Source organism: Bradyrhizobium ferriligni, assembly GCF_056837965.1.
Genome location: NZ_JBXEJO010000043.1, coordinates 1 through 12687 on the forward strand (window position 1 = coordinate 1; position 12687 = coordinate 12687).

11 protein-coding genes are annotated in these 12687 nt (G+C 65.8%); 3 read left to right on the forward strand and 8 right to left on the reverse strand.

All coding sequences use genetic code 11. From position 1 onward, the window contains the following. Positions 1-129: 129 nt before the first annotated feature. From ntrX to dusB, 5 genes are all read right to left on the reverse strand, one after another. Positions 130-1500: a nitrogen assimilation response regulator NtrX gene (ntrX, locus tag AC1VNY_RS24665; protein ID WP_482407117.1), complete on the reverse strand. Its 1371-nt coding sequence runs from the start codon at positions 1498-1500 to the stop codon at positions 130-132. A 17-nt stretch (positions 1501-1517) separates the two neighbouring features. Beyond that, positions 1518-3989: a sensor histidine kinase NtrY-like gene (locus tag AC1VNY_RS24670; protein ID WP_482407118.1), complete on the reverse strand. Its 2472-nt coding sequence runs from the start codon at positions 3987-3989 to the stop codon at positions 1518-1520. 178 nt (positions 3990-4167) lie between these two features. After that, positions 4168-5610, reverse strand: a complete 1443-nt coding sequence (ntrC, locus tag AC1VNY_RS24675) for a nitrogen regulation protein NR(I) (protein WP_021079341.1) — start codon at positions 5608-5610, stop codon at positions 4168-4170. Positions 5611-5619: 9 nt separating this feature from the next. Continuing rightward, positions 5620-6795 carry a two-component system sensor histidine kinase NtrB gene (locus AC1VNY_RS24680; RefSeq protein WP_026192783.1) on the reverse strand — a complete coding sequence of 392 codons (1176 nt, stop codon included), beginning with the start codon at positions 6793-6795 and terminating at the stop codon, positions 5620-5622. Next, positions 6792-7793: a tRNA dihydrouridine synthase DusB gene (gene dusB, locus AC1VNY_RS24685; RefSeq protein ID WP_482407160.1), complete on the reverse strand. Its 1002-nt coding sequence runs from the start codon at positions 7791-7793 to the stop codon at positions 6792-6794. The genes AC1VNY_RS24680 and dusB overlap by 4 nt, the downstream gene beginning before the upstream one ends. Before the next feature lie 285 nt (positions 7794-8078). Here dusB and AC1VNY_RS24690 point away from each other — a divergent pair, with 285 nt between their 5' ends. The 3 genes from AC1VNY_RS24690 (at position 8079) to AC1VNY_RS24700 (ending at position 10475) form a co-directional block, all read left to right on the forward strand. Further along, on the forward strand, positions 8079-9305 hold the full coding sequence (locus tag AC1VNY_RS24690; RefSeq protein ID WP_482407119.1) for a bifunctional 2-C-methyl-D-erythritol 4-phosphate cytidylyltransferase/2-C-methyl-D-erythritol 2,4-cyclodiphosphate synthase: 1227 nt from the start codon (positions 8079-8081) through the stop codon (positions 9303-9305). A 1-nt stretch (position 9306) separates the two neighbouring features. Then, a complete protein-coding gene (locus AC1VNY_RS24695; protein ID WP_038386736.1) occupies positions 9307-9906 on the forward strand; it encodes a CinA family protein in 600 nt (199 codons plus the stop codon). A gap of 173 nt (positions 9907-10079) precedes the next feature. Next, the gene (locus AC1VNY_RS24700; protein ID WP_482407120.1) at positions 10080-10475 is read left to right on the forward strand and encodes a BA14K family protein; all 396 of its coding nucleotides are present in this window, start codon (positions 10080-10082) and stop codon (positions 10473-10475) included. Between the two features lie 86 nt (positions 10476-10561). On the opposite strand, the gene AC1VNY_RS24705 is transcribed toward AC1VNY_RS24700, so the two are convergent. The 3 genes from AC1VNY_RS24705 to lipA form a co-directional block, all read right to left on the reverse strand. After that, a complete protein-coding gene (locus tag AC1VNY_RS24705; RefSeq protein ID WP_028339778.1) occupies positions 10562-11029 on the reverse strand; it encodes a type II toxin-antitoxin system RatA family toxin in 468 nt (155 codons plus the stop codon). Further along, the gene (locus AC1VNY_RS24710; RefSeq protein ID WP_482407121.1) at positions 11029-11568 is read right to left on the reverse strand and encodes a P-loop NTPase family protein; all 540 of its coding nucleotides are present in this window, start codon (positions 11566-11568) and stop codon (positions 11029-11031) included. Before AC1VNY_RS24710 ends, AC1VNY_RS24705 begins: the two co-directional genes overlap by 1 nt. A 101-nt stretch (positions 11569-11669) precedes the next feature. Further along, the gene (gene lipA, locus AC1VNY_RS24715; protein WP_038386732.1) at positions 11670-12629 is read right to left on the reverse strand and encodes a lipoyl synthase; all 960 of its coding nucleotides are present in this window, start codon (positions 12627-12629) and stop codon (positions 11670-11672) included. Positions 12630-12687: the final 58 nt, after the last annotated feature.

The following is a 12687-nucleotide window of genomic DNA, read 5'->3' on the forward strand; positions in this document are numbered from 1 at the left end:
GTACCGGCCCCACCCTCGCCCCGCCGATCGATCCAAACCGCCCCCGAGAGCCGCCTGTCGGCTCCCCGGCGGTGACCGCCGGGGCTTCGCTCCGAGCCGCCGGCGGACTGCCGGCCTGCCGCGCCGGGGTCAGCCGACCCCGAGCGCCTTCAGCTTGCGATGCAGCGCCGAGCGCTCCATGCCGACGAACTCCGCGGTGCGCGAGATATTGCCGGAGAAGCGGCTGATCTGGGCGATCAGATAGTCGCGCTCGAACACCTCGCGCGCCTCGCGCAACGGCAGGCCCATGATGTGCTCGCCATTGTTGGAGGTCGGCATCGCAGGCACCATCGAGCCGACATCCTGCGGCAGCATGTCGGCGGTGATGATCGCCTCCGGCCCGCCGCCGGCCAGGATCATCACGCGCTCGACATTGTTGCGGAGCTGCCGGACGTTGCCCGGCCAGACATGCGACTGCAGCACCGCCATCGCGTCCTGCCCGATCTGCCGCTTCGGCAGGCCGGTGGCGGCCGAGATCTGGTCCATGAAATAGTCGATCAGCTCGGGGATGTCCTCGCGCCGCTCCGACAGCGGCGGCACCCGGATCGGCACCACCGAGAGGCGATGATAGAGGTCCTCGCGGAAGCGGCCCGCTGCGATCTCCTCCTCGAGATTGCGCGCGGTCGAGGAGATGATGCGGACGTCGACATGGACCTTGCTGGTGCCGCCCTGGCGCTGGAAGGTCTGATCGACCAGCACGCGCAGAATCTTGTTCTGGGTCTCGCGGGGCATGTCCGCGATCTCGTCGATGAACAGCGTACCGCCATGCGCCTCCTCGAGCGCGCCGGCCTTGCGCTGCTGCTCGCCGTTCGCTCCCTCGATGCCGAACAGCTCGATCTCCATGCGCTCCGGCGTGATCGCGGCCGCATTGATCACCACGAACGGCCCCTCGGCGCGCCCGGAGGCATGGTGCAGCGTGCGCGCGGCAAGCTCCTTGCCGGCGCCGGAGGGACCGACGATCAGGATGCGGCTGTTGGCCTTGGCGGCGCGGTCGATGGTCTGGCGCAGCTGGTTCATGCAGGCCGAGCGGCCGGTCAGGACGCTCGCCGCAGGTGCCAGTTGCTTGAGCTCCTTCACCTCCCGGCGGAGCCGCGAGGTTTCCAGCGCCCGGGTCGCGACCAGGATCAGCCGATCCGACTTGAACGGCTTCTCGATGAAGTCGTAGGCGCCACGCTTGATCGCGGCGACGGCGGTCTCGATGTTGCCATGGCCCGAGATCATCACCACGGGCAGATCGGCATTGTCCTTCTTGATCTGCTCGAGCAGCTGCAGGCCATCGAGCTTGGAGCCCTGCAGCCAGATGTCGAGGAAGACCAGGTTGGGCCGGCGGTTGGCGATCTCGGCGAGCGCCGAATCGCTGTCGCGCGCGGTGCGCGTGGAAAACCCCTCATCGTCCAGAATACCCGCAACGAGGTCGCGAATGTCAGCTTCGTCGTCGACAATCAGAATGTCACTTGCCATGGGTTACACCTGCCTTGTCAGTCGCTCGTCGCGGCTTTGAATTTTGGCTGTTGCGCATTTGGCTCTTGATTATTTGGCCCTTGATCAGCGGGATCTTGGATTGGTTCTTGGGTCGGTTCTTGGATTTTTGGTTCATTGTTGGTCGCTTGTGCCGGGCTGTTGGTCGGCTCCTCCGGCGGATTTTTTTCACTGTCCGGTTCGGTCTTGTCCGGTTTGACGTCCGGTTTTTGGTCCTTGCCTTCGGACTTGCTCTCCGGCTTGGCCGCCTGGCCCGTGACGGCAAAGCGCAGCCGCATCCAGGCGCCGCGCTGGCCGTCGCGGAAATCGGAGGCATCCTTGAGCTCGATGCGGCCGCCATGGTCCTCCAGAACGCGGCCGACGATCGCCAGGCCGAGGCCGGTGCCCTTCGCTCGCGTCGTGACATAGGGCTCGAGCAGGCGCGCACGGGCGACCTTGGGCAGGCCGATTCCGTTGTCGACGACGTCGATCAGGATGTCGTCGTTCTCGCGCTGCGCCACGACGTCGATGCGGCCCTTGCCGAGCTCCTCGCGCGGCACCTGCTCGATCGCCTCGGTGGCGTTCTTGATGATGTTGGTCAGCGCCTGCGAGATCAGCCGGCGGTCGAACTGCGCCGGCAGCGGCGACTGCTTGATGTCGGCCTCGATGTCGAGATCGGGATGGGCGACCTTCATCAGGAACACCGCCTGGCGCACCACGTCGGCGACGTCCTCGCCTTCCATCACGGGCTTCGGCATCCGCGCAAAGCGCGAGAACTCGTCAACCATCCGCCTGATGTCGTCGACCTGGCGCACGATGGTATCGGTGCACTGCTCGAAGATCGACTTGTCCTTCTCCTCGGTGATGGTCTTGCCGAACTTGCGGCGGATGCGCTCGGCGGAGAGCTGGATCGGGGTCAGCGGATTCTTGATCTCGTGGGCGATGCGGCGGGCGACGTCGCCCCACGCCGAGGTGCGCTGCGCCGACACCAGTTCGGTGATGTCGTCGAGCGTGATGATGTAGCTGTCGCGCGACTGGCTGGTCTGCTCGGCCGAGACGCGGACCGACAGATTGCGCTCATGGCCGTCGCGCAGGATCGTGACCTGCCCCTGCACCAGGCGCTGGGTTCCCTCGCGCGCGGTCTTCATCATCTCGTCGAGCTCGGGCAGCACGTCCGAGAGCGGATGGCCGAGCGTCTCCGACTCGGCGTGGCCGATCAGCTTTTCCGCCGAGCGGTTGAGGACGCCGATGGTGCCTGAGGCGTCGACCCCGATGATGCCGGCCGAGGCCGACGACAGCACCGCCTCGATGAAGCGGCGGCGGCTGTCGATGGTTTCGCTGGCATCGACCAGCTCGTTGCGCTGGGTGCGCAGCTCCTGCGTCATCTTGTTGAAGATTTCGCCGAGCAGCGCGAGGTCGCTTTCCGACTTGTTGACGGGCACCTGGACATTGAGATTGCCGGTCGAGACCTCGCTCGCCGCGCCCATCAGCTGGCGGATCGGCGACACCAACCCGTTGGCGAAGTTCAGCCCGATCAGCACCGAGGCCATCAGGATGGTCAGCGCGATCACCGCGAACATCAGCGCGAACGCGACCTGGATGCCGAGCCTGCGGGTCTCGAGCTGGGCATATTCGGCGGCGCTGGTCTGTGTCTGCTTGAGCTGGGCGACCACCGCCGGATCGAGCAGCCGCGCCACATACAGGAACATGTCGTCATAGGCCCGCAGGCGGACCACGGAGGCGACGTAGTTTTCCGGAAAGACCGAGATCTTCGGCTCGGTCTCGTTGATGTCCTTCAGGATATCGGGCGGGGGCGCCTCGTAGTTCAGGCGAACGCCGGTTTCGGCGCTGGCGACGATCTTGCCGTCCTTGTCCATCAACACCGCGACCGGAAGATTGCGCGACTCGGCGCCGGCCGTCATCAGCTGCAGGAACGTCATGCGGTCCTGGTCGTAGAGCGGCCGCGCATGGGCGAGATCGTTGGCCATCGCCAGCGTGTCGCCGTTGATAAGCTGGGCGTGCTCCTGCATGTAGGCGCTGGCAATCGTCAGCGAGTTCTGGATCACCTGCTTGGTGGGCCCCGAGAACAGCCGGTCGAGGCCGCGCTCAATCGTGACGTTGGCCACGATCGACACCAGCACGGCGGGCAGCACTGCGATCACCGAGAACAGGCCGACGATCTGGACATGCAGCCGCGCCGCGGCCCGGCCGCGCCGCCTCGCCTGCACCATCTGCCAGACTTCCCGGACGATGATGCCGACCAGCAGCAGGATGGTGCCGGCATTGATCATCAGGAAGGAGCGAACCACCTCGGACGTGGGCTCGATCGGGGTCAGCCCGGTCAGCACCACGAAGGTCAGGAAGGCGGACAGCAGCGCGATGGCCACAGCGAACGGAGCCAGCCAGCGCCGCAGCGGGAAGCCCCGCGCCTTTGCATTGGGCTCGGCCGACGGGGCGCGTAATGTTGAAGCGGTGGTCTCTGCGCTGGTCATACCGGCAATTGAGCTGAGAGCGATCGCCCGCGGGAATTGCGAACTGATGCAATCATATCACAATGTTGCCGAATTGCGACATTTCCGCGGCGCAAACCCATGGTGCGGCGCCGTGTCCCCAAAACCATTCGTGACTACTCAATAACGGTAGCGGGGCCCGTGCCGGCCCCGTCAACCTCTACCCGCCGCTCCTGTAGACCTGGATGTCGAGGTCGCGGATCTTCTTGCGCAGGGTATTGCGGTTCAATCCGAGCAGGTCGGCGGCCCGGATCTGGTTGCCGCGGGTCGCCGCCAGGGCGGCGGTCAGAAGCGGGATCTCGATCTCCTTGAGGATGCGATGGTAGAGGCCCGGCGGCGGCACGCCGTTCGGGAAGCCGGAGAAGTGCGAGGACAGATAGGCCTCGACCGCGCCGCCGAGATTGTCGACGCCGACCGTCGCCGTGCTGCCCGAGGTGACCGCGGGCGGCGCCAGTTCGCCATCGATGACGGAAGCGGTGATGACGTCCTGCGGATAGAGCGCGGCAAGCCGCCGGGCGAGGTTCTCCAGCTCGCGGACGTTGCCCGGCCAGCGGTGCTGCTTGAGCCGCTCCAGCGCCTGGGCGTCGAGCTTCTTCGGCGGCAGGCCGTCCTTCTCGGCGAGCGAGAAGAAGTGCCGGATCAGGTCGGGCAGATCCTCGATGCGCTCGCGCAGCGGCGGCAGCCGCAGCGGCACCACGTTGAGGCGGAAGAACAGGTCTTCGCGGAACAGGCCTTGCTGGATCAGGATGCGCAGGTCCTTGTTGGAGGCGGCAACGATGCGCACGTCGGTCTTGATCGGGGTGCGGCCGCCAACCGTGGTGTATTCGCCCTGCTGCAGCACGCGGAGCAGACGGGTCTGCGCCTCCATCGGCATGTCGCCGATCTCGTCGAGGAACAGCGTGCCGCCCTCGGCCTGCTCGAAGCGGCCGGAGGCACGGGTGTTGGCGCCGGTGAATGCGCCGCGCTCATGGCCGAACAGCTCCGATTCGATCAGGTCGCGCGGGATTGCCGCCATGTTGACCGCGACGAACGGGCCGTTGCGGCGCCGCCCATAGTCGTGCAGCGCACGCGCGACCAGCTCCTTGCCGGTGCCTGATTCGCCCGAAATCATCACGGTGAGGTCGGTCTGCATCAGCCGCGCCAGCACGCGGTAGATTTCCTGCATCGCCGGCGAGCGGCCGACCAGCGGGATCGAGTCGAACTCGCCGTCGTCGGCGGGACTGGAGACCCGCTCCTTCGGCTCGGCCAGCGCGCGGCCGACGATGGTGATCAGCTCCTTCAGGTCGAACGGCTTCGGCAGGTATTCGTAGGCGCCGCGCTCGGAGGCGCGGATCGCGGTCATGAAGGTGTTCTGCGCGCTCATCACGATGACCGGCAAATTCGGCCGCATCTTCTTGATCCGCGGCAAGAGATCGAACGCGTTCTCGTCGGGCATCACCACGTCGGTGATGACGAGATCGCCCTCGCCCTGGCTGACCCAACGCCACAGCGTTGCGGCGTTGCCGGTTAGGCGCACCTCATAGCCGGCGCGCGAAAGCGCCTGGTTCAGGACGGTCCGGATGGCGGTGTCGTCGTCAGCGACAAGTATGCTACCTGCAGGCATTGGTGTTCCTCATCGTGCATCCTGAGAGGCAGGCGAGGACGTACCCGGAACGTCATCGCGGTTGCTTTGGTCGAGTTGTTTGGCGGCGCTGTACATCGGCATCAGCACGCGAAAGGTGGTTTTGCGCGGCTGCGACTCGCATTCGATGATGCCGCCGTGATCGCCGACGATCTTGGCGACCAGCGCGAGGCCGAGCCCGCTGCCGGTCTGCTTGGTGGTGACGAAGGGGTCGAACAGATTCGGCAGCAGGTCTTCCGGCACGCCCGAGCCGTTGTCCTTGACGCAGAATTCCAGCGGCAGCGAGACCCGCGATTTCTTGCCGGGTACCGACAGCCGCACCCCCGGCCGGAACGCCGTGGTGAGCTGGATCTCCGCATCGGTGCCGAGATCGGCGACCGCCTCGGCCGCGTTCTTGACGAGGTTGAGGAACACCTGGATCAGCTGGTCCTGGTTGGCCAGCACCGGCGGCAACGACGGATCGTAATCCTCGATGAAGCGCACATTGCGGGCAAAGCCGGACTGCGCCAGGCGCTTCACATGATCGAGCACGGAATGGATGTTGACCGGGCCGCGCGCCACCGGGCGGTCGTCGCCGAACACTTCCATGCGGTCGACCAGCGTCACGATGCGGTCCGCCTCGTCGCAGATCAGCCGTGTCAAGAGCCGGTCCTCGGAGGAGGCCTGCTGCTCCAAAAGCTGCGCCGCGCCGCGGATGCCCGACAACGGGTTCTTGATCTCGTGGGCGAGCATCGCCGCCAGCGCGATCACCGAGCGCGCCGCGCTGCGATGGGTGAGCTGCCGATCCATCTTGTCGGCGATGGTGCGCTCCTGCAGCATCACCACGATATGCCCGGGCCGCTCGGTCAGCGGCGCGACGTGCAGATCGACCTGGCGATCGCCGCCGATCCGCGGCGTGCCGAGATCGACCTTGTATTCATTGACCGGCGAGCCGCTTGTCCGCACCTGCTCGATCAGCGCCAGCAGCGGGCTGCCGAACGGCACCAGCTCCTTCAGCGACTGCCGGCGCAGGAACTGGGTCGATATCTCGAAGAAGGATTCGGCTGCGATATTGGCGTCGACGATCCGCCCGTCGGGTGCGACCAGCAGCACCGGATTGGGCAGCGCATTGAGGATGGCCTCCCCGTCAGTCGGCACCGGCCGGCGGAATTCCATGGCTGACGTCATGCGGCAGCACTCCAGGCAAAATCGTCGTAGGCGTCGGCGAGCGAGCGATGCACGCTGGACGGCTCTTCCGCGGTCAGGATCGCCTGCCGCCAGGTCTTCAGTGTCGCGGCCGGTGCGCAGCTATAGGCCGCAGCAGCCTCCAACGCCCAGCCGAGGTGCTTGCGCGCATGCTTGAGCCCGATGCGCAGGCCATAGTGGCTGCAAACCTCGTCATAGAGCGCGCGAATGTGCTTGAGCTGCTCGGCGAGCGACGGCGCGGCCTCGGCAACCCCGGTCTCCAGGCGGCGGCCAATCTGTCCCGGCAGCCAGGGCTGCCCCTGCGCGCCGCGGCCGATCATGACGGCGTCGGCACCCGACATCTCGAGCGCGCCGACAGCCTTGTCGAACGAGGTGATGTCGCCGTTGACCACGACCGGGACGGTGACGGCGTCCTTGACGGCGCGCACGGCGTTCCAGTTCGCCTCGCCCTTGTAGAACTGGCAGCGGGTCCGGCCATGTACGGTGATCATCTGCACGCCGGCAGCCTCGGCGCGGCGCGCCAGTTCCGGCGCATTCAGCGAGCGGTCATCCCAGCCGAGCCGCATCTTCAGCGTGACCGGCACCTTGACCGCCGACAGTGTCGCCTCGATCAGCGTGATCGCATGGTCGAGGTCGCGCATCAGGGCGGAGCCGGACTGGCCGCCGGTCACGTGGCGGGCCGGGCAGCCCATGTTGATGTCGATGACGTCGGCGCCGGCGCCTTCGGCGATCCGCGCGCCCTCCGCCATCCAGTGGGTCTCGCAGCCCGCCAGCTGGACCACATGCGGCCCGACCCCGGCTGCCTCGCAACGCAGCTTCGACATCGGCTTGCCGTTCACCAGATCGTTGCTGGCGGTCATCTCGGAGACCACCAGGCCGGCGCCCAAAGTGGCAGCGAGTCGCCGGAAGGGCGCATCGGTAATGCCGGACATGGGCGCGAGGAGAACCCGGTTGGCGACAGCAATATCGCCGATCTTCAATGGGTTACGAGGAGTACTTTGCACGCCGGTCACAGCCGTCTCGTCGTTCTGTCAGCCACGCCATTGCAGCTGACGTCGTCTATTCTGCGCACAATTCTTGTGCAGTCAAGGCTCATGCCTACGGTTTAGACATTCCTACCATCAGTGCAGGTGCACTGCAACAAAATCTGCTTTTCCCACAGTCATCGGCAAACGCTCTGTTTTTGCGCAGCGGTCATGCTAAGGGCTGTGCGCGGCGATCCTCGCCGTCCCCCTCATCCCCGATTCGTCTGTCACTGGTTCAAAATGCCGAAGCCTGAGCGTACCGCAGCCATTCTTGTCGCAGCCGGCCGTGGACTGCGCGCCGGCGCAGGCGGGCCGAAGCAATACCGGACGATCGGCGGACAGACGGTGATCTACCGCGCCATGGAGGCGTTCTCCGGACACCCGGACGTGTTTGCGGTGCAGCCTGTGGTCAATCCTGACGACACTGCGCTTTTCGATGACGCGGTTGCAGGCCTCCGTCATCGGCCGCCGACGCCGGGCGGCGCGACCCGGCAGGCCTCGGTCCATGCCGGTCTTGAGGCGCTTGCAAGCGAGAAGCCGGACATCGTGCTGATCCACGACGCGGCGCGCCCCTTCGTCACCGCAGCCGTGATCTCGCGCGCGATCGCCGCGGCCGGCCGGACCGGAGCTGCGATCCCCGTGATTCCCGTCACCGACACGATCAAGCTCACCGGCGACGCCGGCGACGTCGAGGCGACGCCGGAGCGCGCGCGCCTGCGGATCGCGCAGACACCGCAGGCTTTTCGTTTCGACGTAATATTGGAGGCGCATCGTCGCGCAGCGCGCGAGGGCCGCTCCGATTTCACCGACGATGCGGCGCTTGCCGAGTGGGCGGGATTGACGGTTGCGACGTTTGAAGGTGATGCTGCCAACATGAAACTCACCACACCCGAGGATTTCGTGCGCGAGGAAGCGCGGCTCGCAAGCCAACTCGGCGACATCAGAACCGGCACCGGCTACGACGTGCACGCCTTTGGCGACGGTGACCATGTGATGATCTGCGGCGTGCGCGTGCCGCACACGAAAGGATTCCTGGCCCATTCCGACGGCGATGTCGGGCTGCATGCGCTGGTCGACGCGATCCTCGGCGCGCTGGCCGACGGCGATATCGGCTCGCATTTCCCGCCGAGCGACGCCAAGTGGAAAGGCGCCTCCTCCGACCAGTTTCTGAAATACGCGGTCGAGCGCGTCACCGCGCGTGGCGGACGAATCGCCAATCTCGAAGTGACACTGATCTGCGAGCGGCCGAAGATCGGACCGTTGCGCGACACCATGCGGGCGAAGATCGCCGAGATCTCCGGCGTCCATATCTCGCGCGTGGCGGTCAAGGCCACCACCAGCGAGCGGCTCGGCTTCACCGGCCGCGAGGAAGGCATCGCGGCGACCGCGAGTGCCACGGTCCGTCTCCCTTGGGATGATAAAGGTTGGGACGATAAAGGCTGGGACGATAAAGGCCGGAGTGCCTGACATGGGCGGCAGCGACGCTCGTGCCCTCTCCCGCTCGCTGCTCGACCTGTGCCGGATGCGCAAGCTGACCATCGCGACCGCCGAATCCTGCACCGGCGGCCTGGTCGCGGGTGCGCTCACCGACATCCCCGGCTCTTCCGATGTGATCGACCGCGGCTTCGTGACCTATTCGAACGAGGCCAAGCGGGTCATGCTCGGCGTCAAGGCCGCCACGCTGGAAACGTTCGGCGCGGTGAGCAAGGAAACCGCGACCGCGATGGCGATCGGCGCGCTGGAAAAGGCCGGCGTCGACCTTGCGGTCTCGATCACCGGCATCGCGGGCCCTGGCGGTGCGACGCCGGGCAAGCCGGTCGGCCTGGTGCATTTCGCCGTCGCTGCGCGCGACGGCCGCATCATTCATCGTGAGCAGCGATTTGGCGCAATCGGCCGCAGCACGGTGCGGCAGCGCTCCGTGGTCGAAGCATTGCGCATGCTGATGGAGCTTGCGCGCCCACCGCAGGCCGCCAAGCCGCGCCGCGAGGCCGCCAGCCGGTTGCGGCCAAGGGTGGCCCGCTCGCCGCGGAGCCACGCCGCGAAACGCCGCCGGCCGCCGCGCGGATAGGCCCCACTCAAAGTCGGGTCGCGCCACGGCCCGCCCTACACTGACTTGTGTCAACTGCGGCCCAGTGACGCCTACCTAAAATGGAACTCTGACGCGGCTTCGCCGCTTTATGTTGTTCCAACTCTGCTGTTTCGATTGTTCGTTCAACAGCAAAATCCCACAACAAGGAGAAAATGATGAAGTTGGGAACTTTGGTCGTGGCCGCTATCAGCGCTGGCGCCATGACGCTGTCGACTGTTGCGCCGTCGTCCGCCGCACCACTCGCTCCCGCACGATTGCAGGACCAGCCTACCTCCGTCGAGCATGTGCAGTATCGTCATTGGCACGGTGGTCCGCGTTACGGCTATCGCGGCGGGTACGGCTACCGCGGTGGCTACTATCGCGATCGTGGCAGTAACGGCGCGGCGATCATCGGCGGGCTTGCGGCCGGCGCGATCATCGGCGGCGCCATCGCGGCAAGTCAGGCGAAGGCCAACAACGACGCCTATTGCTCCCAGCGATTCCGCTCCTACGACCCGGCTTCGGGCACCTACATCGCATCCGGCGGCGTGCGGCGATCCTGCCCGTAAGTCAGCGAACAGTCTCCCGCATCATCCGTCGTGCCCGGCCTCGTGCCGGGCATTTGCGTTCCAGGGAAGCAAACGAGACGGCTTCGCTACGTCGACAGCTGCGGCTTGCCGTAGACCTGATCCGCGCGCTTCTCGAACGCCGCGGCAAAGCGTGAAAACGCGGCGTCGAACATCGAGCCCATCAGCATCGCCAGCATCCGGCTCTTGAATTCGTAGTTCAGGAAGAAGCCGACATCGCATTCGGCTTCCGACTTCGGCTCAAAACTCCAGCGATTCTCCAGATTGCTGAACGGGCCGCGCAGATATTCGACCAGGATCTTCAGATTGGGACGGTCGAGCGTCACCCTGCTGGTGAAGGTTTCCCGCACCAGCTTGAAGGACACCGTCATGTCCGCCACCACGACCTCGGTGCCGTCGTCCTTGGGCGTGCGCTGGCGGATCTTGAGCGACTGGCACAGCGGCACGAATTCGGGATAGCGCTCGACGTCGGCGACCAGATCGAACATTTGAGGTGCGGTGTGGCGGACCCGCCGCTTGCTTGAGAATCGTGGCATCAGTGGATACTCGCACGGTTTTGCCCGAGTGCGAGGCGCTTCAGATAATCATCCGCCTGCGCCCGATCGGTGAAGCAGACCAGCGATTGATCGGGCCGCAAGCCGGCAAAATACTCGATCAGCTTCGGCCGCTGCTGCTGGCGATAGGTCCAGACGTAGCGGAAGAATTCGAGATCGATCTTCTCGGGGCAGCCTTCCGCCATCTCGGGGCGGACCTGGCCATAGCTCCCGGCAATCCGCCTGAAGATACCGAGCATGCAGGTCGACCGCGGCAGGTCGAACCAGATGATCGTATCGGAGAGCTCCCGGCGCAATTCGCCTGCACCATGCCTCATGTAGTTCCCATCCATGATCCAGCGCGGCGCCCGGGCTGCTTCGGTCATGCGGCGCTCGAATTCGTCCCTGCCCGACTCGACCCAGCCCGGTTTCCAGAACAGCGCATCGATCGACACGGCCGGAATCCCTGTCATCGCGGACAGCCGCCGCGCAAAGGTCGACTTGCCGGATCCCGACGATCCCATCACCAGAACGCGCTGCATTGGTCCAGTCCAAGGTTCGGTCAAGGTTCGGTCAAGATTCGATCAAGGCCCGATCAAGCAACGGCGCGTGACGGCGCCGGCTTACCGCCGCTTACAAAAATCTAGCGGCCGCGGGCCGTGCGCGCCGCCTGCAGTTTGGCGAAATCCTCGCCGGCGTGATGCGACGAGCGCGTCAACGGGCTCGCCGACACCATCAAAAAGCCCTTGGTATAGGCGACGCGCTCGTAGCCTGCGAACTCGTCCGGCGTCACGTAGCGCATCACGGCGTGATGCTTGCGAGTCGGCTGCAGGTATTGGCCGATGGTCAGGAAATCGACTTCGGCCGAGCGCAGATCGTCCATCACCTGCAGCACTTCGTGCCGCTCCTCGCCGAGGCCGACCATGATGCCGGACTTGGTAAAGATGGTCGGGTCCATTTCCTTGACCCGCTGCAGCAGCCGGATCGAATGGAAATAGCGGGCGCCGGGACGGACTGTCAGATAGCGCGACGGCACGGTTTCCAGATTGTGGTTGAAGACGTCGGGCTTGGCCGCGACCACGCGCTCCAGCGCGCCGTCCTTGCGCAGGAAGTCCGGTGTCAGGATCTCGATCGTGGTGGTCGGGCAGCGCGCGCGGATGGCGCGGATCGTCTCTGCAAAATGCTCGGCGCCGCCGTCGGCAAGATCGTCGCGGTCGACCGAGGTGACCACGACATGACTGAGCCCGAGCTTGGCGGTTGCCTCCGCGACGTATTCCGGCTCGCTCGCCTCGAGCGCGCCGGGCATGCCGGTCTTGACGTTGCAGAACGCGCAGGCGCGCGTGCAGGTGTCGCCCATGATCATGAAGGTGGCGTGCTTCTTGTCCCAGCACTCACCGATATTGGGGCAGCCCGCCTCCTCGCACACCGTGACGAGGCCATTCTCCTTCACGATCCGGCGCGTATCCGCATAGCCGCGCGTGTTCGGCGCACGGACGCGGATCCAGTCCGGCTTCGGCGGCGACACGGCATCCGGCCGGTTCACCTTTTCGGGGTGCCGCGGGCGGAGCTGAGTGGTGGAGATGGTGTCGACGATGGTGACCATTTGTGCCTGCAAGTCGCGGGAGCATGATCCGGAAAAGTGGAGACCGGTTTTCCCGCGA